Below are 25987 nucleotides of genomic sequence, written 5' to 3'. Positions count from 1 at the left end.
GGTGCGGCCCCGTGCTCCTGAAACGATGAATAAATGACAGTGGAGGTGCAGGGTGCTGGTCGGGTACATGCGGGTGTCCAAGGCCGACGGGTCCCAGACCACGGATCTGCAGCGGGATGCACTGATCGCCGCCGGCGTGGAACCCGATGCCCTATACGAGGACAAGGCCTCCGGTAAGAGGGAGGATCGTCCCCGGCTGGTTGCCTGCCTGAAGGCCCTGAAGACCATCACCCACCCGACCCTGGTGATCAACGGCCAGGATGACGTGATGGTGCCGACCGTGAACTCCTACCTTCTGTCCCAGCACCTGCCCAACGCGCAGCTGATCATCTATCCCGATTCCGGGCACGGGGCGCTGTTCCAGTACCCGGAGACGCTCATGACCCACACACGGCTGTTCCTGGACGCCGAGTAGAAGGCCCTCCTGGAAGAACCCACCATCCGTAGAGACCCACGCAGGAGAGCCGATGACACCCCCGACGCCCGACCCGCCAGCACGCCGTTCGCGCACCCTCGACTATCACGCCCCGGAGACGGACAAGTCCACGCTCTTCGCACTGAGCGGTCTGGAGGTGATGCGCGCGGTCGCCGCCGGGCAGTTGCCGCCACCCCCGATGAGCAGCCACATCGGACTGGAAACCGTCTCCATCGCCGAGGGGGACATGGTCATGACCGCCCAACCGCACGAGTCGCACTACAACCCGCTCGGATCCGTGCACGGCGGGTTCATCGCCACCGTGCTGGATTCGGTGTGCGGGTGCGCGATACACACCACCCTGCCGGCCGGTGTCGGCTACACCAGCCTGGAGATCAAGGTCTCGTTCCTGCGTCCGATCACCGCAGACACCGGCACCGTGACCGCGCACGGCTGGGTCACCCGCCGGGGCCGCAGTGCCGCCTTCGCCGAGGCCGACCTCCGCGACAGCGATGGACAAGTGCTGGCCACCGCTTCGAGCACCTGCCTGATCATCCACCCGGAGCCGACCCGGTGACGGCCACCAAGAGCCTGACAACCGACAGCGCACGCGCCAGCGCGTCCCCTCGCAGGCTGGGCACCAGGGGGGCGTTCTGGGCCTCGGCCTGCGTGCTGGCGTTGGTGCTGTGGTCCAGTGGGGCGCCGAGCGTGCTCTACCCGATCTACGCCGAGCAGTGGACCTTGAGCCCGGTTGTCGTCACCTCGGTCTTTGCCACCTACCAGCTCGCGCTGATCGCAGTCCTGCCCCTCTTCGGCAACCTGTCGGACCGATTCGGCCGACGACTGGTGATGATCTGGGGTATGGCGCTGATCGCCGCCTCCGCGGTCCTCTTCGCCCTCGCCCCCAACGTCGGATTCCTCTTCGCCGGACGCGTGCTCCAGGGCGCCGGTTCCGGGCTGGCGATGGGCGCCGCGACGGCCTCCCTGGTCGAGAACAACACCACGAACAACCCCCGGTTCCCCAGCTCCCTGGCCACCGTGGCGACCGCTACCGGCCTCACCCTTGCCCTGGTCCTCAGCGGCCTCTTCGCCCAGTACGTGCCCATGCCCCTGTTCTGGAGCTACATCATCCTCCTGGTCTTGGCCGCCACCGCGGTGATCGCGCTGGCGTTCACCCCCGATGACCGGCCCGCCCACACCCGCCCCTGGCGGCCCCAGGCCCTGCGCCTGATCCCAGAACTGCGTTTGAGCTTCTCGATCGCCACGCTCTCGGTGTCACTGGCCTACTGCGTCGGGGCGATCTTCCTCTCGCTCGGCGCCCACATGATCGGCCAGTTCACCCAGACTTCGAACACGGCCCTGGTGGGCGTACTGCTGGGGTGTTCCTCGGCGGCCATCGGCGTCACTGCCTTGCTGCTGGCCCGCGTCCCGGCGCACACCTCGGTCTGGATCGGGGCGTCCCTGACACTGCTCAGCTTGGCCCTGATGGCCACCGCGGCGGCCTTCGGCTCGATCGGACTGTTCCTGGCCTGGTGTGTAGTCGGAGGGATCGCCTACTCGTTCGCGTTCACCGGCGGACTCGGCGTGATCAACCACGTGGCCCCCGCACAGCACCGGGGTGCAACCCTGTCCCTGCTCTACCTCCTCGCCTACGCACTCCAGGCTGCCACCGCCATCGGGATCGGTGCCCTTGCCACCGCCAGCACCCTGGGCACCGCAGTCGGCATCGCCGCCGCAACCCTCGCCGGACTGTGCCTGGCGGTGCTGGTACTCACCATCGCCGGTGCACGCACCAACAGGTCACGGGCACGGCAGTCGGCTGCGGCGACGAATCCTTCCTAGTGTCGCGTCGGTCACTCCGGCGCGAGCTGTAGCTCGCCGCGGCCGAAGGAGAAGTTCTCCCTGGGAACAGGAACCAGTGCGATGAAGACATCATCGCCACTGATCTGCAGCGCCTCAGCGGCATTGCGACAGATGGCACTGACCAACGACCGCTTGTCCGACAGAGGACGTTCCGCCGTGAACAGCACCGAGATGATCACCGCGTCCGCAGTGCGCTGCATGCCCATGTAGTTCGGGTCAAGGAAGATCTCGTCCGGCTGGTGAGAGGTGATCGTCACGAACTGGTCTTCCGCAGGAATCCCCAGTGCATCGTGCAGGGCCTGCGGCAATGCCCCAGCCAGCCTGCGCTTCTGGTCCGAATCAAAACGGTCAGCTGGAACATGGACCTGGAATACCGGCATGGTCGAGACCTCTCACGAAGAAAATGCATGCACGCCTGAACCTACCAGCGCCTCGACGCGCAGATTTCTAGAACTGGGGTGTCGCAATCGCGGAGGAGTGGGCGAGACATGGTCTCGATATCCCATCCCCATCCGGACGCGCTCGTAGACGACTTGGACACGTGTGGCCATCAGCGACAGGCGACGGCATGTCGGCTCGGTTGCCTGGCGGCCTGGGGCCAAGCGATTAGCCTCTCGACTGGGATCGGCGCCTCGTCTTGGGCCGGCGCTCGGCAGAACCGTTATGGAGGGTGGACATGGACGAAACGGTGCGCGCGGACCGACGTGAGCGTGCTCGAAGGCTGCACCCGCTGGAGGGGCTGATTCGAGTGATGGATGACCCGCATCGGTTTCTCGACATCATGCTGGCAGCTACCGACGCGTCGGCGGCCGAGGCGGCCTTGCAGGAGCAATTCGGCCTGACCCGAATGCAGGCACAAGCTGCCATCAACCTACAGTTCCGGTCACTGTCCGAATGGACCCGCCAGGCGATCCGCGACGAAGCTGCCGCGTTGCGCGACTAAGGCAACCGGCGAGCCATGCCTGGCCATGTCAGCTCCCCAGAAAGAGGCGTCCCGGAACAGGATCCACCTACGGAACACCTCCGACGTCACAATGGAGATCCGTGAAGGCCACTTCTGAGATCAGTGCCGTCGACTTTTGGAACTGACATTAGACGTGCCCTTCAATCCAGCCCCCGTGTGGTTGTGGGGGTGTGGGTGTTGGTTTGTAGTTGGTAGGCAACAGCGGGGCCTAGTTCGGAACCCAGAGCCGGGGCCGGAGCAGGTGAGGAGGTCGTTGTGGCTTGGTCTGTTTCCCCGGTCACGGTCGTTCCGGTCGGAACGGTAGTGGTGGCCTGGCTGGCCGGTGTTGCTTCCGGGATGGGGACGACTCGAAGTTCGCTGAGGCGGACCGGAATATCGACGACGGTGGCATGGCCCCCGCCGGTGGTCGGGAGTCTCAGCTGCTGTCCGTCGGTGGTGTCGACCACCAGATGCCGGACGGTGCTTCGTCGGCCCTGGGCTCCGTTCTGGTGCTCTTCCTCGATGTTCGTCAGGCGGCCGGCGATCAGCCCTCCGGTGTGGCCCTTGATGGCGGGGACGTCGAGCAGGACGTATTGGCCGGCCGGTTCCTGTTGGGCCAAGTGGCGCAGTCCCACCCGTGGAGGCAACTTTGTTTCGGGGCGTGCCAGGGTGAGTAGTTCGTGGCCGGTCAGGGAGCCGTGGTTCCGGTCGAGAACGGTGACCTCGCTTTCGGAGCGTTTCTTTCCTTCTCCGCTGAGTTCTTCGTTCCGGTAGCGGATGTTGAGGGCGGTGTCGCCGGAGACGTGGGTGATGGTGACCGGTTCCTTGGTTTTGGCGTGGTTGTCGATGTCGGTGGCGACCACGACGTCGCCGGGACGCAGGTTGTCCACGGGCACGGCGAACCGGGGCTGTCCATAGAGCCGGGTCTTCTGGCCGCCGGTGAGCGCTACCGGGGGAGTGGTCTTCCACTCTGCGGCCTTTACCCGCCAGGGCATGCCTTCGCGGAAGTGTCCGGTGTCGGGGCTGAGAGCCACCGGGTGGCTGGACCCGTAGCCGGTGCGTTGGAGCCGCACGATGTCGCCGGCATAGCCGAAGTCCTCGATGTCCTCCTGCAACACTTCGCCGGGCAGGAAGTCGGTCGGGGTGCGTTGTTTAGCTCGCTGGGCTTCCTCGACCTGTTCGGCGGCTAGCTGCTCGGGGCTGGTCACATCGAGCAGGATAATCCCGGGCCGGGTGTTGAGTTCGGTGAACGCAATCTGTTCACCGGTGTCCGTCCTCACGTATTGCTGGCCCTCGGAGGTGCCCTCCAGAACAGTCCCGTCCCGCTGCTGAATGCGGACTCGGGTGTTCGGGGGGATTTGCCAGATTTGGTCGACCCGCTTGTGTCGGGTGGTGTCCAGATCGAGCATCTCCTGCTCCAGGGTCCCGAGCTGGTCGGACATGCGGGCGATCAGTTTGCCGGATCCGAGCGTGCCGCTGGCCCCCCGCGCCTGGTCCAGGTCTGTGGGCCGGGGCTCCTCGGCCGGCCAACACACGGGCCAGGTCCGCCCGGTGTCAGAGTCGGTATTGATGCCAACGCGCCAGTAGGCGCGGACGACGTTCCACACGTCCCCTTCACGAAAATCAGTTCGCTCCAGGGAACCGAGCCGTTCCAGATCCGCGCCGGACAACTCCACCGGGACCGCCTCCACTTCGGTGGTGGGCGCCATTTCCTCGGCCAGTTCTGCCGCCTCCCGTTTCAGCCGTTCCAGTTCCCCAGCATGTTCGAAGGACGCGGTGAGGGCCTGTTCCACCGCGGGAATAGACTCCTGTAGCCGTTCCAGTTCGGTCCGCCGCCGCACGGCCTCGGCGCCGAGGCCCGCGACGAAGGCCTCCGCCGACTGGATGGCCGAACGCGGACCCAAGTCTTCCCCGGTGAGTTTGGGGACTGGCCACGACTTGTGAACCGAGGCCATCTCCACCGGGACCAGTTGCACGGTGTTCGCGTACCGGACCACTCCGAGGGTCACGCCGCCGATGGTTCCGACCGGCTCCGGTTCTGTGGCGTCCAGGAAATCGGGCCGGTCGGAGCGCAGCGCCTGGCGGCGCAGCGCAGTGGCGATCACCTGACCGGCGGCGATGCGGTCAGACGTGGCGGTGCCGTTGGGCAGGCTCATCCGGAACCGGTCACCCTCGGTCGATGTGCTCCTTTCGACCACGGAATCCAGTCGGGGGATGGTCTCCTGAAGATGGGTGACGCGGTTCTGGTTCATCCGCAACTCGGCCCGCGTGGACGAGCGCTGGCCCCGCCAGGAAGCCTCCAGGCTGACCAGCTGCTCGATGCGCATCTGCATGGTTGCCAGCTCTTCGATTCTCGGGTCGCCGGAGAGTTCGGCTGCGGCCCGCGAGGCACTGAACTCCAGATCTGCCACGGCGTCCTCGACTTCGCGGCCGGCCAGGTCTCCCCGTTTCATCTGACCGATGAACCGGGCCTTGCGGGCGATCATGTCCCAGCTGGCCACGTCGAAGGTCTTCTCCGTGGCGTAGGAATAGATTTCTACCTGGGCGTTTTGGTTTCCCTGGCGGATGATCCGGCCTTCTCGCTGTTCCAGGTCGGCCGGCCGCCAGGGGCAATCCACATGGTGCAGGGCCACAGCGCGGCGTTGGATGTTCGTGCCGGTGCCCATCTTCTGGGTGGAGCCGATGATCACGCTGACCTGTCCGTCTCGGGCCTTGGTGAACATCTCTTGCCGGGCCTCGTCGGTCTCGGCGTCGTGGATGAACGCGATCTTCTCGGCATCCATGCCCCGTGCCGTGAGCTGGTCGCGGACCTCGTGGTACATATTCCACTGATCGGCCCGCGGGGTGGACTGGTCGCAGAAGACGATCTGCAACCCGCCAGTCGTCTCTGAGGGTCCACCGGTAGCGCTGGAGTATTGCCGGTCGGCGGTGCGTTCGGCCACTTCCATGACCTGTTCGGCCACGGCGACGGCACGGCCGCCGTCGGCATCCGGGGACAGCCCGACCAGGCGGGCGTCGAGGGCGACCTTGCGCCCGTCGCCCATGATCTTGAGCATGTTGTCCGCCCCGGCTTCGGGGAAGCCGGAGAGCTTGTCGATCCGGGATGACAGGTCCCCAATGTAGTCGCGAACTTCTTCGGAGGGTTCGCGGCGCAGCAGGATCCGGTCCCCGCCGAGAACGGTGGGCAGGGTGGCCTCTAGCTGGTCCCGCTGCACGGTGTCCGTGAAGTTCCGGTTCAGGCCCATCAGCTCAGGCATGTTCACATACCGGCCAATTTTGGTGACCTGGTCGAAGCCGTCGCCGGTCATCTTCGGCTTCAACGTGGTCTGGGACTTGGTGAATTGCTGACCCCAGGCCGTCACCGACTCCACGGAGGCGGCCTCGAGTAGATCAGGGCGCAGATAGTGCTGCATCACCCACATCTCGGACATGTTGTTCGACACCGGGGTGCCGGTGGCGAAGGTCGCCACGGCCGGCAAATAGGCGCTGGTGGCGACGCCGGCCCGTTCGGCTGAGAGGGTCTTGCGCTCCCGCAGGGCGCGGAGCTTGAAGTCCAGATCGGTGGCCCGGTTCGAGCCCGGGCAGGCCAGTTCTCCCAGATCCGAGGTGCGCTGCAGGTTCTTGTAGTGGTGGGCCTCGTCCACAAAGAGGTAGTCAATCCCGGTTTCTTCGAAGGTGATGCCAGGGTCGGTGACCTGGGTGGCCTTCTCGTATTGGGCCTGAACGCGCTTCTTGGCGGCCTCAACCCGCTTCACGGACATGCCACCCTCGGAGGCGCTGATCATCGAGTCCAGTTCGGTGATCTGCTCGCCGAGCCACTCGGCTCGTTTGGCGGGGTCGATTTCGACCCGCTCGAACACGGTCTGGGGCATGATGACCGCGTCCCAGTCCCCGGCGGCGGCCATCGCCATCCAGTCCCGGCGTTCGGAGGCCTTCAGCCCGGTGGGCACGGCCAGCACGTTCGCGCCCGGGTACCACTCCACGAACTCCCGGTTGATCTGTTCCACCAGATGGTTGGGGACCACTACCGCGGGGCGGTGGGCGATCCCGGTGCGGCGCAGTTCCATGGCCGCCATGACCATGGTGCCGGTCTTGCCGGCCCCGACCACGTGGTCCAGGAGCACGGCCGGCTCATTCACGGCCCGCACCACTGCGGAGCGCTGATATCCGTAGGGAATCCGATCCGCTGCCAGACCCGGCAGTTCCAGGGCCTCGCCCATCCGGTCGTAGTCCGGGGCAACCATGGAGTTGAACGCCCCGTTGTAGATACCCTGCAACCGTTCTGTCCGGGTGGAGTCTTCGGTCACCCAGGCGTTGAAGCGTTCCCTCAAGGCCTCGACCTTTTCCCGGGCCGCCGTGGTCGCGGCCGCGTCCTTGCGATAGACCCCGTCGGCGTCCTTTTCCCGCACCACGACGGACCGGTAGTTCATCGTCGCTGCCAGCAGGGCGGCCGGGGTGCGCTTGTTCGTGCCCCACTGGTACCGCACGGAGGCAGAGAACCCACCCTTGGGGGAGGCGACCTCCCAGGCCTCAGCGCCCTGGTTGAAGCGGACCTCGGCGGCAACCTCGAAGGTCTCGCGCACGAAGTCCTCGTAGACCTCCTGCGGGACCCAGTGCACACCTGGGTTGACCACGACGTCGCGGATGTCCACATCCTCGGGCAACACCGCCTCCAAAGCCTCCACGTTCGCACCGTAGTCACGGCCCTGCGCCACGGCCGTGCGGGCCACAGCAAGTTTGGTGCGCACATTCCCGGAGAGGTAGGCCACGGCCGGCAGCAGCTGCCCGGACTCCGGATCCGGGAACACCTGCCCCTCCATCAAGTTCTCCGCCTCGGCCGCATCGACCGCTAGGAGGCCGGCCACCCGGTCCACATCAACGGTTCGAGTCTCGTCCAGGCTGATGGCGATCGCGTCCTCCACCGATTCCGCCCGTTCCGGGCGGGGCCGGTATTCGATCACGTCTCGGGTGAGCAAGGCAGCCGGCTCGGCGGTCTGCTCCTGATCGTCGAAGACTTCGCAGGCCCGCAACAGGCCCAGCTTCGGGTCCCCGGCCAAAAATTCCAGGTGCGGTTGGCGGCGGCTGGTGAAGGTCTTTTCCCCGGCGGCTTCCTGCCATTGTCGGGTGAGGTCCTCCGGGACGGGCACTTCGGCACGGTCCACGTCCCCGTCCTCGGGCAGGGTGGCACGCCATTCGACCTCCATCTCGCGGAACCGCAGGCGCTGCTCGGCTGTCGAAGGGGCCTTCCAGATTTCCTCGGAGCGGTTGATCGGACCGTAGGCGCTCACATAGCCCTGCCAGCCGGACCGCAACCGGTCCCGGGCGGACTGGGCCGAGTCCTGGCCCAGTCCCTCGGATTGGGTGCGCATGACCTCCACAGCCTGATCCCGAATCACCAAGAGTGCCCGGGCCTCCACCGAACGGCTTTGAGCCACCTTCACCGGTTCCCATTCCAGCTGCGCCCCGTACCGGATGAAACCCTGTTCGGCAGGGTCGAAGCGGACATGCCCGACCGGGGCCTCGGCCACCGTCGGGTACTGCAGTCCGGGACGATGTTCGACGTCCAACGGGTCGGGGGAGTACCCCAACCCCTGGGCGGGCGCCGCGTCCACGACGCTATTGAGCCGTGCTGCCAACAGCGGTCCCAACTCGGCGCTAGCCGGTGGGTCCACCCGGTAGGACATGCCACCCCACGGGTCCGAAGCGGCCCGCAGCGTGCCCAACACGTTCTCGGGGTGGTCTCGGAAGTATCCCGACGCCGGAATCTGGTGGGTTTCGCCGTCGCGGTCGGGGACCTCGATCAGGGCCGGTTCTACCCAGGCGGACACGGCCTCCTGGTCGATCTTCGCCCCGGGTTCGCGGCGCCGGAAGACCAGCACGTCGGTCTTCACGTCCGTGCCGGCGCTGTCCTGCATGGCCCCATTGGGCAGCCGCACCGCACCCACCAGGTCGGCGTAGCGGGCGAATTCCCGGCGGGCCGAGGCGCGCTGGGCGTCCATCGTCCAGGTCGAGGTCATGACCGCCACATACCCGCCCGGGGCGGTCATCCGCAGGGACTTGGCGATGAAGTAGTTGTGGATCGATAAGTTCTGCCCGTTGTACCGGGGATCGACCACCGGAAAGGAACCGAACGGCACGTTGCCGACCACTGCGTGGAAGCTGTTCTCGCCCAGGCGGACTTGCTCGAAGCCGGCGGCGTGGATTTCCTGGGAAGGGTAGAGGTGCGAGGTGATCCTGGCCGTGGTTGTGTCCAGTTCGACCCCCACCATCCGGGTCCCGGTCGGGGCCTGGCCGATGAACTCCCCGGACCCGCACCCCGGCTCCAGCACTCGCCCCCCTTCGAGCCCGGCCCTTTGGAGTGCCCCCCAGATCGCGGCGGCGTGGGTGGGATCGGTGTAGTGGGCGTTCAAGGTAGTGGCTTTGGCCTGTTCCCAGCCCTCCGGGCCCAGCAGGTCCCGGACTAGTTTCCGGTCCTCGGCGGAAAACTCGGTGGCGGTCTCATCGAAGACCTCCGGCAGCGCGCCCCAGCTGGACCATCGGGACAGCTCGTCCTGGTCCTGGACCGTGGCATAGCGTCCGGCGTCCTCAAGCTCAGCCAGAGACTGCAGGGCTCCGACGTTCGCCAGGAACCGAGTCGACCGGGTGGCCGGTCGCTGGGTACCTCCGGCCCAATCCGCCGGGGCACCCGTCAGCCCTGTTCGGCGCTCGTCCGGTCCGCCTCGGTCACCAGCGGCGGCAGAGAACTCGCTCCCGGGATTGGGTCCTTCCCCTGGGCCTGCAGCCAGACGAACACCTGCTCCGCCAGCATCGATAGCTTGTCGAAGACCCGCAGCTGCGTCCGCTTCGGCAGCTTCAACAGGGCCTCGGCCTCCACCGGCTCCACCCGATCCGGTGCCAGCTGCATCGCCCGGGACTGCACGATCCCGATCAGATGCTCCTCGAAGCCCTGACTGGCCTGCCGGTACTGGTCCAGGGACAGCATCATGTCGATCACGGTCACTTCCCCGTCCGGGTGCTCCGTTTCGTAGGCCTCCACCAGCGACTGACCGTACAGAGTCTGCTCGTGCGGGTGCTGCCACACCGTCCGTTCCGCCTCCCACCGGGCCTGTTCCCCTGCCAGGAACTTGCTGCTCGGGTTCGGCGTTGGATCCTCGATCGCCTCCGGCATCGTCCCGTCCTGAATCGTCCCGTTGCGCATCTTCTCTTCCTTCCATCCCGGCCAGCACGTCGAACATCGACACCTGTCCGGCGACCTGGCTACTTCGCTTGTTCCTGGCCACGCGCTGGCTCCTGTCTGACATAACTGCACGACGGCCGGCAGGCTGTCAAGCCTCCGGCCGTCGCGCGACGGTCTGTGAACGGGTCTCTCACCGGGTGGGCCCGGCGGCCCCCTGCTGTGCGCCCGGTACCGCGACCGGGTTCTGGGCGGCCCACGAGGTGTACGCCTCTGGCGTCATCTTCTCCGGCTGCAGACCCTGATCCACAGACTGGCTAGGGGACTGGGTGAGGGACGCCCCGATCCGGTGGTGGTCGCGAGGCAGGACAGTGACCGGGTTGTACTGCATCGACGCGGCCACGTCCTCCGCCCAGATGCGGTGGTTCAGGCCCGGCTGGCCGGTACTCGTGGAGTAGGCACCAACTTGGTAGTTCCCGGAAACCGTTACCCGGTCGCCCTTGTGCAGCGAAGACAGCACATTGGCTCCGAGCCGGTCCCGGTCCACCGCGACGTCGTAGAACGTCGGATCGGAGTCCTGCCACTGCCGGGAGCTCTCGTTGAACTGGCGGTGATTCTCCGCCATCTTGAACACGACCATGTCCTGGCCGGCCTTGGTATGCACCGTCCGGGGATCCGCCGTCAGATTGCCCTGGACCGTCTTCTTCCCCACGCTTGTCATAGTTCGCACCTTTTCTTGTTGATTGTTCTCATCCGCCGCCACCTGGCCCTGGTCGCGGTCCGATCCCCGCAGCGTGTCCATGGCCGGCTGGCGCGAATCCACGGCCAGGGCGTGGGCTTGACCGTTGCCGTCGATCCAATGGGCAGAATCGGGTTGCACGAACGGCTGCCGGTCCTGAGGATCCACGTCGATCATTTCCCCATCTGGGCCCTGCACCGTATCCCCAAACATGTACTGCATCGGGGCACCCAGACGGATCCTCGTACCTTCGTGGAGAACCTCCGGGGCCACCAGATCGTTGTGGTTGAAGGAAGCTTCCACCCGTATCCCGTCGTCCGTCTCGATCAACGCCGTGCTCTGCCGATCTTCCCCTTCCACGTCCACACCGACGATCACTCCTTCAACGTTCCGTTTCTCTGCCATGCTGATCTGCTCTCCCTCGTCCGTCCGCGCCGGCCCGACCCGACGTCCTGCCCCCAGTTCGCCTAGCGACCTTCCCCACCAGTCCTGACACACATCGGCCGGCCGTCCCGGCCATCGGCCGGAAAGACGGCTGGGGACTGGCGGTGGGATCCGTTCGGGCACGGTTGGTCTGCGCGTCCGGGTGGTGTCCGGCTGGGTTTTCCGGCGGCTTCATTCCGCGGGCTCAGTGCTGGGCCGGTTTCCCGGACGGGCGCACCGGCCGGTGTGGGTGCTGGTGCTCAGGCGTCTTGGTCCTCGTCCATCTCCGACCACGTGTTGCCGTCGGTGGATTCCTCCCACACCACGGCCAGGTCCTCCGGCCCGCCCATAATGTTGACTGCCACTCCGGCCTGACCGGGGGTGGCCGAGGTGTACGTCAGTTGCACCGAACCGACCGCGGCCACCGACCGGACACGCAACCCCAGTGGGTCGGAGGCCCCGTGGTCCACGCCGTCGGGGTCCACGGCCCTGGCCCGCACAAACTTCACACCATGTTCGGGGCGGTCGATGACCTTCTCGGTGCGGATGGTCGAGGCCGCGGTGATCCAGTCGTCCTCGTCGTAGTCCAGTTCGTAGGCCCCGACGGTGCCGGAGTACGCGACCGGTTCCTTGTGCTCGCCGGCCTGAACGCAGCCGGCCTCATGGGTCATCTCTTTGAGCCGCATGCGCATCTGGGCCAGGTTCGGGTGCCACATCATCATCGGGGCCAGCCCAGGAGCTGCTTCCTCCCAGACTTTGTATTCCATGCACATGGCCGCATACAGCTCGGCGGTCAGGTCCGGGTGGCGGTACCAGCAGGGTGGAACATCGGAGGTCGTCAGCCGGTATTCGCGGATGAACCAATCCACCCACCGGCGCAGCCCGTTCCAGGCATCCCATTGCTGATCGGGTTCAATCTCCCGCCACCGGGTCCCCAACCATTCGGGGGGACCCTCGGCGGCCAGGGCTGCCTCCACCTCGGGGTCCAGGTATGGCAGCGGGGAACCCGGTGCCATACCTGGACCCGGAGTGTGCTCGGGGCCGGGGTTCCGGTTCAGCCAGGTGTCGTCGTCCTCGTCGTGCACCCACGGATTGCCTGTCACCGGTGTCGCCCTCCTCATCGCCGCTGTCGGGTCCGGCAGAGCCTATGGCCTGCTCGGGGACAGTTCGGGCCGGGAGGGCAAAGGTGTATGTCGCTTCGGTGTGGATCAGAGGCAGATCAGGCGGTGTCGTCGGTGGGGCGCTGGCGGCGGTATTTGCGGGGTGGGCCGTCGATGAGACCCGACAGACGCTGGATCATTTCGTTCACCGCCTGCTGGGCGGAACCCGGCCCGGGGTGCTGGGCCATCCACCGGTGTACGGCTTCCTCGCAGATCGAACACAGCCACATTCCGTGCCCGTCGGTGCGGCGGCATTCGGCGCGGTCGAGCACGTCGTTGCGGGTGGTGTGGAAGGCCAGAACGGAGATCCGCTGACACAGTTCGCAGTTCAACGGTTCGGCCGAACCGGGCACGGGGACACTGGTGGTCATGGGGTCTTCTTTCGGTGGCGGCGGATCAGCCTGACGACGATATGCACGGTGGCCCGGCGCCGGGCCCAGCCCAAGTACTCCTTGCGCGCATCCAGGGACGCGTGCAGCTGCTTGTGGTGGGCCCGGCACATCGGCATCAGGTCCTCATGGGCCTCCCTCGCCCGCCACGCCCCGGTGGCCGGATCGCGACCGACACCGTTGTAGCGTAGATGGTGTAGATCCAGACTGCCGGCTTCGTCGAGGGTCAGTTGGCAGACGAGACAGGCCGGCTCACAGCCTCGGGCTCGGGCGTCGCGGAACCAGCGCACCCGGCGGAAGCCCCACGCCGGTGAGCGCAGGTAGTCGCGGTAGTCGGTCGAGCCGGTCCGGGTGAGTGAGAGTCGTGCCATGGGCTCACCGCACCGGCACCTGGGCCGTCCAATCGGCCACCGTGCCTGCGCCGGCGGTGTCGGCACTGGTCGGCGTCGAGGACAGCACCTCGGCCCCGCCGGTGAGCTCAGCTGCAAGCTCGTGGTTGTAGGCCTTGACGGCTGCGGCGATCTGCTGGGCGTCCTTGCGGTCGGGCCACTTGGTCATCCGCATCAGGATGGGCCGGCCGTTGCGGTTCAATAGCAGCCCCCAGCCGAACGGCATCCGGCGCAGTTCCGAGACCGTCAGCACTTCGGTGTCGTGCAGCTGATCCGAGGTCGAGGACGAGTCTTTACCGCGGGATTTCGAGGTCCGGGTGATCTGGCGTTGCCCGGCCAGCCGCGAGAACAACTCCAGATCCTGCACATTGGAGGCCCCGCCGAGCTGGATCTTGACCGTGGCGGCGTCGAACAGGGCGGTCGCTGGCTGCTCGCCCCACTCGTTGCGGGCCTGGGCAAGGGACTGGAACACGGCGAAGGCGCTGATGCCTACGCCGCCGCCGTCGGCCATCAGCTGGGTCAGCCCGGGCCAAGCGCCGGCGATGTTCGCAATCTCGTCCAACACCAGCGTCAACGGGGGATCCAGTCGATTGTTCGGGGATTTTGCGGCCAGTTCGCGGGCGCGTTCGGTGATGGAGTCCATCATCGCGATCAAGAACGGGCCCGCTGAGGAGCCGCCGGTTTTGGTACCGACGATGTACAGCGTCCCGTTCTCGCGCAGGAACTTGTCGATGTCCAGGGTTTCCTCGACCTTCGTGGGTTTGAGGACCTCGCGAACCTCGGGCACGGACAGACCCTTGACCGCGCCTTCGACGCCGAACCACTTGTTCTGCAGCAGCTTGGGTTCGCCGTCGATGATGCCCTGCAACACCAAATTCCAGTTCGAGGCCGCACCCCGGTGCTCGGCCAGGATCTTCACCGCCTCTTTGGCCTCGGCGGGGTTGTTGCCCCACCGCATCAGATCATCCACGGTGCGGTCCCCGAGGGCGGCGGCGTGCAGTAGGCATTCCATGATGGTCACCGCCGGGGCCTGCCACTCCGCGTTCGTCGAGGAAGCCCCCAGCCCGGAGGAAGAAATCAAGGAGGTGGCCCGCTGGTTCGCGACCCGGGGCACCTGGCATCCGGTGATCGGGGACCACTTCAGGGTGGTCGGCTGACCGGTCAGACCTTGGGGGTCGAACAAGGCCACCGGACCCTTCTCGGCGCGCAATGCGGCTGTGGCGGCGAGGTTGTCGGCCCTGGAGCTGGTGGTGATGACCGGGCCCGGGGCGTCCAGGATGACGCCGATGAGCAGGTGTAGTCCCTTGCCCGAGCGGGGCGGACCGATGAGCACCATCGATTCCTCCAGCGAGCTCCACACCTCACAGCCTTCGGCGGCGCCCAGCAGCAGAGCGGCATCCGCCGGCTGGGGACGGTGCAGGCTCGGGCGGACTTTCTTCGCCTTCTTGCGGGCCGCTGTGGCACCGACGGCACGGCGGATTTCCGGGCTGCGGGCCATGCCCTCACGCCAGCGGATGCTCCGGATGAAGGCCTTGTCCGACTGCTGATACCGCGCCCATCCGTACACGCCCACCGCGATGAGTACGATCAGGACGACGGCCAGCACGATGTACACGGTGATCAGCGTCCCGGTGTTGGCCGCGCAACCGGCCGCCGAACCGAAGGCGGTGCCCTCTCCGGTGGCCACGAACCCCAATGGGCTGAAGATCGTGTCCGGCCACGCCAGGGCCCCGCACACCGCCCGGTTGGTCAGGACACCGGCCAGCACGTAGGCCCCGTAGAGCCCGACCACGCCCAGAATCAGCAGCGGCAGGGTGTGCTCTGAGCCGGTCGCGGATTGGCGGTTCTGCGTGTTGACGCTCATACGCGTGCCTCCTTAGGTGCGGTGGTGGCCGCGGTGATCAGTCGTTCATCGGTGTTGAACAGCGCTAGCTCGACCCGGGTCAGGTCGTTCTTGACCTGGAAGCTGGAGGCGCCCAACCGCCACAGGCCCACGCCCTTGTCCAGGTGCTTGAGCAAAGACCGTTCCCGATCCGAGAGGCCCAGTTCCTCGCCCGTGAGCTTCAGTGTGGAGCGGTCTTGGCGGTAGATGACTTTCACGTCGGCGTCGGCCAACAGGGACTTGGCCATTGCGGCCATCCGCGAGCCGTGGTCTCCGGCCATGTTCAGGTCGGAGACCTTGTGCAGGATCAACACGTTGAAGATGCCGTAGGCCCGGGCCAGTTTCCAGGACTCGACCATGCGTTGCAGGTCCGCCTCCGAGGAGATGTTGTCCCAGCCCTCTTCATAGATCACGAGGCGCTGTCCACCGTCACTGGTGGTGACCATGGCTTCGGTCCAGGCTCCGGAACAGGCGTTGACCACGCGGGCCGCTTCCGGGCTAGCGCCCTGCAAGGCCGAGGTGTCGATGGAGGTGGCCGGGGCATCGGCGTCGAAGTGTGCGGTGGTTTCCCCGTCGAACATGCCCGCCAGGTCCCCGGTCGTCATCCGGTGCAGGGTCATGGCCATCACCGAGGACGCCTCAGCGACCAACACGTCGGGGTGAGTCTTATCGGCCTCCAGCGCGTTGATGACATCGGGGATGACCACGACTCCGTTCCGGACCCGTGCTGCCTGCACGCCGGTGTCCAGGGCCAACGACAGCACGTGATGTTCGGCCGGGGACAACTCTCGATTGGTGAGGATCCGCACCAGGGTGACCAGGATGGCCATCCGTCGGGTGCGAACCATCAGCGCCCATCCTTCATTGGTCAGCGGCTCACCCTGAGCATTCAGTGAGGGTCGGGTACCCGGATCCAGCGGGTTGATGCGGGTGCCCATGCCCGGGCCGACCTGGATCACCGACCCGCCCAATGCCTGGACGACCCTGGTCCACTCTCCCTTCTTGTCCGAGGCGACCGAGAGCTTGCGGCCGGCCTGGACTAGGCGCACAGCGAAGGACTTGGCCAACGAGGACTTGCCGGTACCGACCTGACCGAACAGGATCATCGACATCCCGGAGATGACGCCACGCTCGTATAACCGCCACGGGTCGAAGCAGAACGCTCCGCCGCCGTTGAGGTCTCGGCCCAGGTACACGCCATCGGCACCCAGTGAGGTTCCGGCCACATAGGGATAGGCCGTGGCCCCGGTGTGCGCGGTGGTGGGTACCCCGCGCATGCGCAGCATCCCAGTCCCGTGCAGGGACTTGGGCCGTGGCTGGCCCCCGGTGCCCCACGAGCGTCGAGGAAAATCCCCGTGGGTTTCGGTCTCACCAGGTTGGGTGGTCTGAAGGTCCTTCAGGAGTTGTCGGGTGGATTTGATGGAGGCGCGCTTGTGGACCCGGTTGGCGTCGTAGAAGTCGAAGACCTCGATCTTCTGGGGCGTGCGGGTCATGACATCTCCACCATGGCGAAGGGCAGCGCCGCAGCGAGCATGGCCGCATCTTGTTCCAGGAAGACCACGCGCAACTCACAATTGGCGTTGACTGCCCGGGCCAACACGTCCGAGCAGTTGGCCTCCAGCTCCATCTCATCGCCTCCAGTGACAGTGATCAGCACGGCCAGGTCCAGGCGAGCGTGCCCGTCGACCAGCTCGGTTTCCTCCCGGTGGATGTCCTCCTGCTCCCGGTCGTGTTCTAGAGATTTGGGTTTGTCCATTTTGTCCAGCAGCCGGGTGGTGGTCCGCCAGTCGGCCTTGCGCCGCTGCACTTTATTGAGGGCCTGTCGCACATCTCGCGGTGACCACACCACGGAGACGGTGTGCCGGAAATCCCCGGCGAAGATCAGCGGCTCGAGGAATCCGAGCCGGGCCTGAGCCTGGGGAAACTCCGAGACCTTGTAGGTGCGGTGCAGATATCCGTCGGTGCGGACGTGATCGGTAAACACTTCCATGGCCACCGGTCCGGCCGAGCTGGGGGAGACGCCCACCCAGTTACCGGAGCGTTCGGAAATCACGACGGAGGCGTCCGGGTCAAAGGCGGAGCGGATCAAGGCGGCCAGCGACCTGGGGGAGTGCCAGGACTGCACGATGGTGCCCGAGGCCGGCAACATGCCTTCGATGGTGGTCATCGCCGACAGGGCGACCTGCATGAACGCCGGCAGCCCGCCGCCGAGGGACTTCACTCGCTTGGCGACCTTCTGGCGGGAGAGCACGATCGTCAGCCACGTCTCATGCACCGGCATATCCTGGGCCTCGGCCATCAGCTCCACGAACGCCGCATGCAGGAACGGGTTGACCTGTTCGCCGCTGACTTGGCCGGCTTCTGTGGCCTCGGTGCCCTTCTGCTGGTAGAACTCCATCACCTTGGAACCGGAGATCAAGGTGGTTTGGTCTGCGTGCTGGACCCGGACCACCCCGGTCATCCGGGCGATGGCTGAGATGGCTTCGCTCCAGTTCGCGGTGCGGTCTTCTTGGGCATCGAAGGACTCCAAGGTAAAGGCCTTGGAGGTGTTGATCTTCGCGCACACGATGCCTTCACCGCGGCGCGGGTCGTAGACGAACCCGGCCCCACTGGGCAGGGTGTACACCCGGAGCTCGTTGGCCTCGCCGGGCAGCCGGAACCGGGCCCCGGCCCCCGTCTTGATCCGCCCTGACTTATCGCGAACGGTGCTGAACTCTCCGGGCATCAGGACCGGGGCGGCCGGCACTGCAGAAACCTCATTTTCGTCGTCAGGGCTGTCGCGGCGGACGAATGTCAGCTGATTCCGGGCCCCGCGCAGCAAGTACCGTAGCCACAGTCCGACCCAGCCCAGCAGGGGCCTTCCCATCACTTTCGGCACAACGATCCCGGCGGCGACTGTGCCCAGGACCAGTGCAGTGAAGAACCCGCGGGGGAACCCGCCGATGAACACCAAGATCATCATCACGCCCAGGGTCAGGGCCAGGGCGATGACCTGGGACCAGTTCAGACCCATCAACACTCCCGTGGTCCGCTCCCGGGCGAACCGGGCCCCGTCCCAGGGTGAGTCCAGCTGCTGTTTCAGTGCCTGATTGACCATGTCTACGTTGTCCTTCTCTCGTACTTCGGCTCTGTCTTCTCCGAGGTCTTTTATGAGTGGGGGATTTACCGGCCGAGACGGGCTGCGGATTGAACGGGGCGGGCAATCTGTCCGGCCTTGCGGGCCCCACCCCGGACCACGTTTGTGGTCTGGCGTGCGGTGTTACTTCCGCTCGACGCTGCGGCGCGTTCCATGGAGTCGGAAGCGCCTCCGGTCATGAACGAGACCATGGTGAGCATCAGAATCGGCATCGCCGCACCCATCACGATCAGCACTAGTCCGGCGGCCAGCTGGACCCAATCAGAGCCGATCGATGCGGAGATCATGCCGATCTTCACCACCAGTGCCGCCGCCGGTTTGGCCAGGATGAGCGCGAAGACCACCGACAGCCACCGGGAGAACACCGCTTTGGCCGGCTCCAGACTCAGGCTGAACACGGCGGCGGGCATCATCGCGGTCAACACCACGATGACCACCAGGCGGAAGATCATCATGAGCATCAGCAGTAGGCAGACCAAGACAATGATGATGCCGATGATGAACGGCAGGATCGCCATACCCGGGTTCTCGTTGTTGGTGGCCATCTGCCACTGGGCGTAGTTCTCATCCATCAACACTTCACCGTTGGCCGGGTCATAGGTCAGCCCGAACAAGTGCAGGATGGCCCCCAACGCGGCTTCGTCCCCGCCAGTCTCCCCGACCTGCAGGATCCACAGGCTCATCTGGTCTACTGCGCCGAGCACCACGAACATCAGCCCGGCGACCACGTACACCGCTGGGACGGACACCACGGCGACCGTCAGTGCCCGGATCACCCCGGCCGTAGAAGATCGGAACAGGGACCAGATCACCTGTACAGCGACGAAGATCATCAGGAAAGGGATCATGGCCAGCACCATGACGTTGAGCATCCCCGGGTGCTCAATCGTGGTGGCCGCCTGACCATCCACGTTCACCACCACGGTTCCGCCCACGATGGTCATCCACCACTCACTGGTCATGGACCCGGCCGAGAACGAATCCCGAATGAAAGCCCATGCCGCGGTGGCGAACGCCAGGATGCCGTCACGCAGGAATGCCTGCATCGGTTCCAACAGATTCAAGACCGGCCCCTTCCTGCCGCGCGCATCAGGTTCAGGCGAACAGGGGGACCCCGGTCGCCCAGGCGATGATCCCGCCGGCCGATCCGATGATGACGGCTCCGAGCGTTCCGTAGAGCAGGACCTTGAGTCCCGCGCCCTGGGCGTTAGGGCCCGCGCCGAGCTTGCCTGCGGCCCAGAGCACTGCGCCCAGGACGAGCACGATGCCCAGCACCACGATGGCGGTGGCCATGACCATCCCGCCGATGTTTTGCAGTGAGGGCATCCACGGGGCATTGAAGTTCGGGCTGATGCCCGGGTTATAGCCTTGAGCGACTACCGCCAGATCAGTCAGCTCATTCAGTTCGTTCATAGTTGGTTTCCTTTTGCTCGTGCCCCTCTACAGGGCGTCACCCATGCCCCCTTCGGGCACGGGAAGCGTCTGGGACTTACGCAGGGCACCCGTCACCGACGATGACTTTCCTGGCGTCCGTGGCAGCAACCCCGCCGAAGCCGATACCGCTGCTCTCGATCCCGATCTCGACTTCAGTGCACTCGGCCGCCCGAGTGTTTTCTCTCGAACAGTCCGGGCCGGCCGGGTACCACTTCAGAGATCTCATCTGTGGCTGCTGATTCGATTCATTGACGCGATAGTCGATCTGCTGACCGGCGACCTTCGACGCCAGCGCATACCGCTGCTCATTGGACGGTGGGTTGGACTCATCATCGAAGTCGCGCACGGCCTGCGAAGTGCAGGTCGTCTTGGGAGCTTTCCGGTCGATGACGACCTGCCCGGGTCGGGCGGCCTCGGGCATCAGCGAGGACGTGCCCATAGTTGATCCCCACTGCACCGCCCCGCCAATACTGCCCAGCACCACAGCTCCGACTACGCAGGCAGCGATCATCTTCAGGCCCTTGCCAGAACTGTTCGACGAGCTGGACAACCTGCCCCCGGCCCACCGGATGACGCCTAAGACAATGCCAATGCCCAGAAAGATGATGGCCGCGCCAAGGAATAGGCCGGCGACCGCGTTGAGACCGCCTGGCCCGGTCAGGCCCCAGGGGTCAATACCGTCGAGCATGGTGTCCTCCTTGAATGGTTCCTTGAGAGCAGTTCGCTTTCCGACACGACGATGTGTGTCCGCGTCGGCTCCCTGTGCCTGCGGCCCGACGCTTGGTCAATCTCAGAAAATGACAATCACAATGAAGACCACGGTCCAGAGCAGTAAGGCGATCACGGCTCCCACGGCCAGCAGCACCCGGCCGCGTCCGGTCGAGGCCCAGTCCGGCACCCACCGACGCGCCGAGTCGGGAAGATCGGCTTCCATCGTCGTGGCGATCCAGGTCTCGCGGGACTGACCTACCTTGGCCCGCCGCTCTGCTCTTCTGCGCCGTCGACGTTCACCACGGGACTCGCGGACACCGCTCATGTTGTCCCAGGTGGAGGCAACACCGGCACTGGGCAGGTCTTGGTCATCTGTGGTGCCGTCGTGGGCGGTTCGGATCGGGGAAGTCATCTCACTGCCTCGTCTTTGGCTCTTCGGACAACACGGTCATCGCGACCTGCAACAAGTGCCGGGTCTCGGCCAGGTACTGCCGGGCCGTATTGCGGCTGAACCCGGTCACCTCCATCACATGACCCACGGTCACCGCCTCGAACCGACCACCGGCCTGCGCGCAGGCCAACGCCATTTGTCGGACCCAGTCCCCGGACTCCCCATCGGCCGGCAGACACCCGATCAGCGTCCGCATCGTCACCGGGCCACCGGCATCCGCAGCTTCCTGGGCCCGGGTCACCACCTGACAACACCGGATCATTTCCCGGCGAGACTGGCGCAGCACCTCGGCCGAGACACCCAGTCCCCGGGCCGCCAGCGCCACGTCATCACCGAACACCAGCACCAAGGCCAGCGCCCGGGAGGTAGCTTCGCGGTTCTGCATGACCTGCTCGACCACCCCGAGTACCCGCCCGACGCGCTGCTGAGCCTCTATCGCGTTCACCGTGGCCTCGGAATGGTCCGCGGCCGTCAGCGTGACAGCTGACTGAACCCGTCCCTCGGCCAGCTGCTCAGCCTGCCCTTGCAGCACGGTGTCGCGCTGAAATGCTCGGACTCGGTCGATCGCCCGACGCCGAGCGATCGTGACCACCCAGGCATGCAACGATCCCTGCGCAGGATCGAACCGATGCCGCGCACTCCAGGCCGATTCCCACGTCGCTTGCGCCACGTCGTCCACATCAGCCGTCGACCCCATGTCTCCGAGCTGCGAAACGATCACCGGACGCACCCTTGCCACCGCCTCTGCGAGTTCTACACCATCCAGAGCAGCTGATTCCCGTACGATCTGATCCCTCATCGTCCACCCCTCCAAGGGCCTAATTCGTGCTGTCCCGCTGGTCCGGTCAGGCGCTAATCCTGCGACGCAGTGACGCCGGCAGCGTCTCGAGCTGCTCCGCGCTTAGCTGATCGACGTCCGCATCTTGTGTCGTGGGTGCAAGGCGGTTCTCCAGCCGGCACTGTGGGCAATCTGCAGGGTTGTAGATCCCGTCATGATCCGGATTCGTACATGGCACCGCCGGCACTGCAGCTTCTGCCGCCACCGCCTGCGCGGACCGCGGTGCCAGAGCGGGCGACTCCACCCCCTGGGGCCGGTGGTGGAAGGGCCACCGATCGGCGGCCGCGTCGAGGATGCCCTCGAAGTCCGCTCGTAGCGCCGTGGCCACGTACCGGGTCGGCGCCGCGACCCGGGCGGTGGCCCGGTCCAACACCACGTCCACTAGCGATGGCACGTACTCGAGCTCTATCTGTGCCAGCTCTGGCACCAGCTCGCAGAGCTGGGCCAGGCTCACACCCCGATACATCCCGCGGTCATCGTCGTTATCGTCCGGAGCGGACCGGGTACCCGCCGTCACGGAAGATCCCGAGCCGTGAGGATGATGAGGATTCTGATGGGGGTTAATCCGCGCGTGTTCCCTTAAGTGCCCTGTACCCGGATTTGCGTCTGAGTCGTGCACGGATTTGCGTCTGAGTGACTCAGACGCAGAACTTGCCTCTGGCGTGTTTTCGGTGGTTTCGGAGTCAAGCGCAATTTTTGCCTCTCGCGTCCTACTGCGGGACGCAGCTTCTGCCTTTCGCACCTCCGTGCGAGGAGCAACATTTGCACCTGAGTCGTCAACAGTGCCGTCAGCGGTGCCGTCAACGAGTCCGCTCAGGGCGTCTTCGTGGAGGTAGTAGCGCACTCCGATCCGGCCCCGTCCCCGCCCGTACCGGTTCTCCACACTGATCAGTCCCAACTGGCGGAGCCGTCCGATCTGTGAGGTGACCGTGCGTTTGGACTGGTTCGACTCCCGCGCGAGCTTCTGTTGTGACGGGTGGCAGGACCACGCCTCGTCAGCGTGGTCAGCCAGCATCCACAACAGCAATACCTCCGCTGGGCGCAGCACCCCCTGGGCGCCGACCAAGCGTGCCCAGTTCAAGGCCTGAATGCTCATGCCTGTTCCCTCCGGTTGCCGGAGACCAGTTCGCTGAACACCTCAGGACGCTCCTGACGCAGGGCGCTCAGCCGCCGCCGGCCGGTGCGTTCCGATATCCCGAACTGCTCGGCCAGCATCGTGGCGCTGACTTCAACGCCAGCTGCCATCTGGGCGGTGACGAACTCGGCCACCTCATCCAGAGCACCGCCCACGCCGGGCTTGCTGATAGGAAAGGTTGGCGGGCCGCCGCGAACCACATGCAGCCCGCTTGCATTCGGTTCCTCCACAGCCTCCATGTTCTGGTCCAGCGACTTGTCCTTCGGCGCTGCCTGGTGTGCCGTGTCGGGGGAGTGGCGCTCAGGTACCGGCTGGATGGCAAGCTTGACCTCCAGGTCTCGACTGGCCTGGAGCTTGGCCACTTCCGTCCGATGCCGTTCCCGGTCCAGCTCGGCCGTGCGCTCGGCCATCACCCGCTCATGGGCCATCTGCCGTTCCTGTTTCTCACGCTCGAATCCCAGCCGCACCAGTTGCCGATCGTGCTCGGCTCGGGCCTGCTCCATCCGCGACTGTTCCCTCAGCTCGGCCCGCCGGGACTCCGGGTCCTCCACCGCCACCCGCGAGAGCTGCTCCGTGGCCACGAAGATCGCCACCGGCACCATCCCGGCGATGACAGCCCCCACCACGCCCTGCCAAGCCTGGTCGTGGTCCTGGACGTACGACCACGCATGGGCTGCGTTGGCGAACACCGACAACACCGTGAAAGTGCCCAACGCTGCCCAAGATGCCAGTGTTCGTTCGCCACGGGCCTTGTGCACCAGCACTGACGCCGCGTACACCAGGATGGCCAGGTCGATGAACACCGGTACCGCCCACCACATGAACGGTGGCAACCCCAACCAACCGGCCACCTCGTACAGTGCCGTGAAGGAGATTGCGAACGCCACCACACCCGCGACCACAACTCCGGCGACCACCGCCCGGATGAATCGACCGTCGTCCGGATTGATCCGACGTGGACCCTTGGCTGCGGTGGCCCGGGCCTGCACCCGACTGTTAGCCTGTGGCGCATCGACAGCATCAGCCGTTCCCAAGGCGTCTGTCGATACTGAAATGAAGCCCCCGGCACCATCCCCCTCCACCGCCGGGGGTTTCGTACTGCCCACGTCACCGGCCATCACTTGCACTCCACCGCTCACGTCGATCCCGCCATCTGGCGCAATACCCGGTCCAGCTCACCCATCGAATCCCGCAGGTTTGCCTTGATCGCCGCCTCCGACTCACCGGAGGTCATTGACTCCCGGAGGGTGACCGCCGCATGTGCGAGAACGCACAACCCTCGGGACACGTCATAAGCGAGCTCGTGCAGCCGCTCTTCCGGCACCTCCGATCGCCCCGTCACCGGGGACACCAGCCCAGCCACCTGAGACGCCAACTTGATCGTCATCGGCAACGCCGCCGACCCCGACCCATGAAACTCCCGCAACAACCGCAACACCCGCTCACGACCCACACCAGCACGCTCGGCCAGGTCCAACGGCTCCACCCCAGCCACCGACGCCGGCAAATCCATCACTTCGTCCACCGACAACTGCCCTGGCACAGGAACACCCACTGCATCGACATCTATTGCGTCCTCGATAATGGGTTCCACCGGCCGTGACGGATGCGATGCCGCGTAAGTCTTACCGTCCTTGCCTTGAACAGTGGGTTGGTCAGGTGCGGCATTTGCCGCGCCCGCTGCCTTCAACTCGCGACGAACGGTGCGGTCATTGAGATTCGTGGCTTGGCCGATTGCACGTGTGCTCATCCGCGCCTCGCGCATCGAGAGGATGACTTCTTGTCGCTCCTCCTTGGGAGGCCGCAGATGAAGGTTCCCGAACTCTCTCGTCACGTACTCATCCCAGGATGAATACCCCATTGTCAACCAGGCTCGGCCCTGATAAGCCGCCTTGATCCATTGGTAAACGCCCTCCAAACCAGTGCGTATCCGATCCGTCAATTCACGTGCGGCATCAGCAGCGAGGTCACCTCGCTTATTGGCTGCAGCCCCTTCGTCCAACGCCAGGTCTTCCATGTCAGACCGCCGCGATCTGATCGTGGCCGGACTCTGATGCCTCTTGAAGTCCATCAAGCAAGACCTCGAGACGCACGTTGAGGAGATTCGCCACGGCCAGTAGCTCACAGAGACGGAACTCTGTTCGGCCTCGGAGTCGGGCGGACAGCCCCGTCTGCGTCATCCCGAGGGCAGAAGCGACGTCGTGTTGGTTCAAGTCGTTTCGGGCCATCTCGGCTCCAATGTTTGATCGAAGCTTTCGTGAGTAGTTGGTCATGACGCCTACCGTATTGCGTGAGGTAAAGTCAGTCAATAGGGACGATGCCATGAGGCCATAGGAATAAGCTCAGGGTGTACTTTCCTGCACGTGGTGCTTAGTCTTAGTACATGACCGCTGAAATCACCCATACTTTCTCCACGAGCCTGAATCGCCAGGTCGGTTTGGAGGTAAAGACTTGGTTGGTCCGTGCAGGCGCTAAGCAGGTGGATCTGGCGGCGGCGCTGCAGCTCTCGCAGACTGCGGTGTCAAAACGCCTATCGGGTCGGACACCGTTCGGCATCGACGAACTTTTCGTAGTCGCCGACTTCCTCGACATCCCACTGAGTCGGCTGCTCGGTAACGAGCTACTTAACGAAAGAAGCCCCCGTCCCGCTATGCGGGACGAGGGCCTTCGCGACCGAGCACCAATTGCTGCGCTCGATACGGGTAAATCTACTTCCGAGAAGCTCCCGCGGCTGGACTCGAACCAGCAACCCTTCGATTAACAGTCGAATGCTCTGCCATTGAGCTACGCGGGACCGTTGTCGCCGTTCCTGGAACAGCTGGACAGCGGGTTCTACTGTACCCAAGTTCGGCAGAACTGTGAAATCCCCGGTGCCCGGCCGCCGTCGGGCCCGGGGACTAGAGTT

24 protein-coding genes, 1 tRNA gene and 1 pseudogene are annotated in these 25987 nt (G+C 65.4%); 5 read left to right on the top strand and 21 right to left on the bottom strand.

The annotated features are described in order from the left end of the window. The first annotated feature begins 52 nt into the window (after positions 1 to 52). From ACSU1G_RS24585 to ACSU1G_RS24575, 3 genes are read left to right on the top strand one after another with little or no spacing between them, the layout of a single operon-like run. Positions 53 to 415 (top strand): alpha/beta fold hydrolase, encoded by a 363-nt coding sequence (locus tag ACSU1G_RS24585; RefSeq protein WP_439282636.1) that lies wholly within the window; start codon positions 53 to 55, stop codon positions 413 to 415. Between the two features lie 52 nt (positions 416 to 467). Beyond that, positions 468 to 992 (top strand): PaaI family thioesterase, encoded by a 525-nt coding sequence (locus ACSU1G_RS24580; RefSeq protein ID WP_439282635.1) that lies wholly within the window; start codon positions 468 to 470, stop codon positions 990 to 992. Then, positions 989 to 2257 (top strand): MFS transporter, encoded by a 1269-nt coding sequence (locus tag ACSU1G_RS24575; RefSeq protein ID WP_439282634.1) that lies wholly within the window; start codon positions 989 to 991, stop codon positions 2255 to 2257. Before ACSU1G_RS24580 ends, ACSU1G_RS24575 begins: the two co-directional genes overlap by 4 nt. An 11-nt stretch (positions 2258 to 2268) precedes the next feature. Here ACSU1G_RS24575 and ACSU1G_RS24570 read toward each other — a convergent pair whose 3' ends face one another. Beyond that, entirely contained in the window at positions 2269 to 2658 is a 390-nt protein-coding gene (locus ACSU1G_RS24570; RefSeq protein ID WP_439282633.1) for a tautomerase family protein, read from the bottom strand. Between the two features lie 296 nt (positions 2659 to 2954). Between ACSU1G_RS24570 and ACSU1G_RS24565 the strand changes: the two genes are divergently transcribed. After that, entirely contained in the window at positions 2955 to 3221 is a 267-nt protein-coding gene (locus ACSU1G_RS24565; RefSeq protein ID WP_439282632.1) for a hypothetical protein, read from the top strand. Positions 3222 to 3382: 161 nt separating this feature from the next. On the opposite strand, the gene ACSU1G_RS24560 is transcribed toward ACSU1G_RS24565, so the two are convergent. The 19 genes and pseudogenes from ACSU1G_RS24560 to ACSU1G_RS24470 form a co-directional block, all read right to left on the bottom strand. Then, positions 3383 to 9550, bottom strand: coding sequence for a helicase-related protein (locus tag ACSU1G_RS24560; RefSeq protein WP_439282631.1), 6168 nt, complete (start codon positions 9548 to 9550; stop codon positions 3383 to 3385). 359 nt (positions 9551 to 9909) lie between these two features. Further along, a complete protein-coding gene (locus tag ACSU1G_RS24555) occupies positions 9910 to 10419 on the bottom strand; it encodes a hypothetical protein (protein ID WP_439282630.1) in 510 nt (169 codons plus the stop codon). A 169-nt stretch (positions 10420 to 10588) separates the two neighbouring features. Next, positions 10589 to 11539: a single-stranded DNA-binding protein gene (locus tag ACSU1G_RS24550; RefSeq protein WP_439282629.1), complete on the bottom strand. Its 951-nt coding sequence runs from the start codon at positions 11537 to 11539 to the stop codon at positions 10589 to 10591. Positions 11540 to 11817: 278 nt separating this feature from the next. Next, complete coding sequence (locus ACSU1G_RS24545) at positions 11818 to 12660, bottom strand: hypothetical protein (protein WP_439282628.1); 843 nt, start codon at positions 12658 to 12660, stop codon at positions 11818 to 11820. Positions 12661 to 12776: 116 nt separating this feature from the next. After that, on the bottom strand, positions 12777 to 13088 hold the full coding sequence (locus ACSU1G_RS24540; protein WP_439282627.1) for a hypothetical protein: 312 nt from the start codon (positions 13086 to 13088) through the stop codon (positions 12777 to 12779). Beyond that, positions 13085 to 13477, bottom strand: coding sequence for a hypothetical protein (locus ACSU1G_RS24535; protein ID WP_439282626.1), 393 nt, complete (start codon positions 13475 to 13477; stop codon positions 13085 to 13087). The genes ACSU1G_RS24540 and ACSU1G_RS24535 overlap by 4 nt, the downstream gene beginning before the upstream one ends. A 4-nt stretch (positions 13478 to 13481) precedes the next feature. Then, positions 13482 to 15359, bottom strand: a complete 1878-nt coding sequence (locus ACSU1G_RS24530) for a type IV secretory system conjugative DNA transfer family protein (protein ID WP_439282625.1) — start codon at positions 15357 to 15359, stop codon at positions 13482 to 13484. Further along, a complete protein-coding gene (locus ACSU1G_RS24525; RefSeq protein ID WP_439282624.1) occupies positions 15356 to 16870 on the bottom strand; it encodes a conjugal transfer protein TraC in 1515 nt (504 codons plus the stop codon). Before ACSU1G_RS24525 ends, ACSU1G_RS24530 begins: the two co-directional genes overlap by 4 nt. Continuing rightward, positions 16867 to 18474, bottom strand: a complete 1608-nt coding sequence (locus ACSU1G_RS24520; protein ID WP_439282623.1) for an SCO6880 family protein — start codon at positions 18472 to 18474, stop codon at positions 16867 to 16869. The genes ACSU1G_RS24525 and ACSU1G_RS24520 overlap by 4 nt, the downstream gene beginning before the upstream one ends. Positions 18475 to 18539: 65 nt before the next feature. Further along, positions 18540 to 19577 carry a hypothetical protein gene (locus tag ACSU1G_RS24515; protein ID WP_439282622.1) on the bottom strand — a complete coding sequence of 346 codons (1038 nt, stop codon included), beginning with the start codon at positions 19575 to 19577 and terminating at the stop codon, positions 18540 to 18542. A gap of 31 nt (positions 19578 to 19608) precedes the next feature. Beyond that, positions 19609 to 19926, bottom strand: coding sequence for a hypothetical protein (locus ACSU1G_RS24510; protein WP_439282621.1), 318 nt, complete (start codon positions 19924 to 19926; stop codon positions 19609 to 19611). A gap of 76 nt (positions 19927 to 20002) precedes the next feature. Next, a complete protein-coding gene (locus ACSU1G_RS24505) occupies positions 20003 to 20635 on the bottom strand; it encodes a hypothetical protein (RefSeq protein WP_439282620.1) in 633 nt (210 codons plus the stop codon). A 102-nt stretch (positions 20636 to 20737) separates the two neighbouring features. Beyond that, positions 20738 to 21070, bottom strand: a complete 333-nt coding sequence (locus tag ACSU1G_RS24500; protein ID WP_439282619.1) for a hypothetical protein — start codon at positions 21068 to 21070, stop codon at positions 20738 to 20740. A 1-nt stretch (position 21071) separates the two neighbouring features. Further along, a complete protein-coding gene (locus tag ACSU1G_RS24495; protein ID WP_439282618.1) occupies positions 21072 to 21908 on the bottom strand; it encodes an RNA polymerase sigma factor in 837 nt (278 codons plus the stop codon). Positions 21909 to 21954: 46 nt separating this feature from the next. Beyond that, positions 21955 to 22464: a hypothetical protein gene (locus ACSU1G_RS24490; protein WP_439282680.1), complete on the bottom strand. Its 510-nt coding sequence runs from the start codon at positions 22462 to 22464 to the stop codon at positions 21955 to 21957. A 381-nt stretch (positions 22465 to 22845) separates the two neighbouring features. Then, positions 22846 to 23043 (bottom strand): annotated as a pseudogene (locus tag ACSU1G_RS24485) (helix-turn-helix domain-containing protein); the annotation flags it as partial. Then, positions 23040 to 24200, bottom strand: coding sequence for a DUF2637 domain-containing protein (locus tag ACSU1G_RS24480; RefSeq protein ID WP_439282617.1), 1161 nt, complete (start codon positions 24198 to 24200; stop codon positions 23040 to 23042). The pseudogene ACSU1G_RS24485 and the gene ACSU1G_RS24480, both read right to left, overlap by 4 nt. A 17-nt stretch (positions 24201 to 24217) precedes the next feature. Then, the gene (locus ACSU1G_RS24475; protein WP_439282616.1) at positions 24218 to 25099 is read right to left on the bottom strand and encodes a DNA-binding response regulator; all 882 of its coding nucleotides are present in this window, start codon (positions 25097 to 25099) and stop codon (positions 24218 to 24220) included. 1 nt (position 25100) lies between these two features. Further along, the gene (locus ACSU1G_RS24470; RefSeq protein WP_439282615.1) at positions 25101 to 25310 is read right to left on the bottom strand and encodes a helix-turn-helix domain-containing protein; all 210 of its coding nucleotides are present in this window, start codon (positions 25308 to 25310) and stop codon (positions 25101 to 25103) included. Between the two features lie 155 nt (positions 25311 to 25465). Here ACSU1G_RS24470 and ACSU1G_RS24465 point away from each other — a divergent pair, with 155 nt between their 5' ends. After that, entirely contained in the window at positions 25466 to 25843 is a 378-nt protein-coding gene (locus tag ACSU1G_RS24465; RefSeq protein ID WP_439282679.1) for a helix-turn-helix domain-containing protein, read from the top strand. Here the strand turns inward: ACSU1G_RS24465 and ACSU1G_RS24460 are convergent. After that, a tRNA-Asn gene (locus ACSU1G_RS24460) sits at positions 25805 to 25876 on the bottom strand. The two genes, ACSU1G_RS24465 and ACSU1G_RS24460, sit on opposite strands and share 39 nt — an antisense overlap. Positions 25877 to 25987 lie beyond the last annotated feature (111 nt).

The sequence above is a fragment of the Microbacterium sp. A93 genome (genome assembly GCF_051842835.1).
The sequence above is the reverse complement of the archived record's forward strand: the minus strand, read 5'-3'. Positions and strand labels throughout refer to the sequence as shown.

Coding starts and splice junctions, on each gene's coding strand:
- ACSU1G_RS24525 (WP_439282624.1), bottom strand. CDS start 16,870: ATGACCCGCACGCCCCAGAAGATCGAGGTCTTCGACTTCTACGACGCC.
- ACSU1G_RS24580 (WP_439282635.1), top strand. CDS start 468: ATGACACCCCCGACGCCCGACCCGCCAGCACGCCGTTCGCGCACCCTC.
- ACSU1G_RS24495 (WP_439282618.1), bottom strand. CDS start 21,908: ATGAGGGATCAGATCGTACGGGAATCAGCTGCTCTGGATGGTGTAGAA.
- ACSU1G_RS24475 (WP_439282616.1), bottom strand. CDS start 25,099: ATGGAAGACCTGGCGTTGGACGAAGGGGCTGCAGCCAATAAGCGAGGT.
- ACSU1G_RS24520 (WP_439282623.1), bottom strand. CDS start 18,474: ATGGTCAATCAGGCACTGAAACAGCAGCTGGACTCACCCTGGGACGGG.
- ACSU1G_RS24480 (WP_439282617.1), bottom strand. CDS start 24,200: ATGGCCGGTGACGTGGGCAGTACGAAACCCCCGGCGGTGGAGGGGGAT.
- ACSU1G_RS24510 (WP_439282621.1), bottom strand. CDS start 19,926: ATGAACGAACTGAATGAGCTGACTGATCTGGCGGTAGTCGCTCAAGGC.
- ACSU1G_RS24530 (WP_439282625.1), bottom strand. CDS start 15,359: ATGAGCGTCAACACGCAGAACCGCCAATCCGCGACCGGCTCAGAGCAC.
- ACSU1G_RS24555 (WP_439282630.1), bottom strand. CDS start 10,419: ATGCGCAACGGGACGATTCAGGACGGGACGATGCCGGAGGCGATCGAG.
- ACSU1G_RS24550 (WP_439282629.1), bottom strand. CDS start 11,539: ATGGCAGAGAAACGGAACGTTGAAGGAGTGATCGTCGGTGTGGACGTG.
- ACSU1G_RS24470 (WP_439282615.1), bottom strand. CDS start 25,310: ATGGCCCGAAACGACTTGAACCAACACGACGTCGCTTCTGCCCTCGGG.
- ACSU1G_RS24465 (WP_439282679.1), top strand. CDS start 25,466: ATGACCGCTGAAATCACCCATACTTTCTCCACGAGCCTGAATCGCCAG.
- ACSU1G_RS24500 (WP_439282619.1), bottom strand. CDS start 21,070: ATGACTTCCCCGATCCGAACCGCCCACGACGGCACCACAGATGACCAA.
- ACSU1G_RS24505 (WP_439282620.1), bottom strand. CDS start 20,635: ATGCTCGACGGTATTGACCCCTGGGGCCTGACCGGGCCAGGCGGTCTC.
- ACSU1G_RS24570 (WP_439282633.1), bottom strand. CDS start 2,658: ATGCCGGTATTCCAGGTCCATGTTCCAGCTGACCGTTTTGATTCGGAC.
- ACSU1G_RS24565 (WP_439282632.1), top strand. CDS start 2,955: ATGGACGAAACGGTGCGCGCGGACCGACGTGAGCGTGCTCGAAGGCTG.
- ACSU1G_RS24535 (WP_439282626.1), bottom strand. CDS start 13,477: ATGGCACGACTCTCACTCACCCGGACCGGCTCGACCGACTACCGCGAC.
- ACSU1G_RS24540 (WP_439282627.1), bottom strand. CDS start 13,088: ATGACCACCAGTGTCCCCGTGCCCGGTTCGGCCGAACCGTTGAACTGC.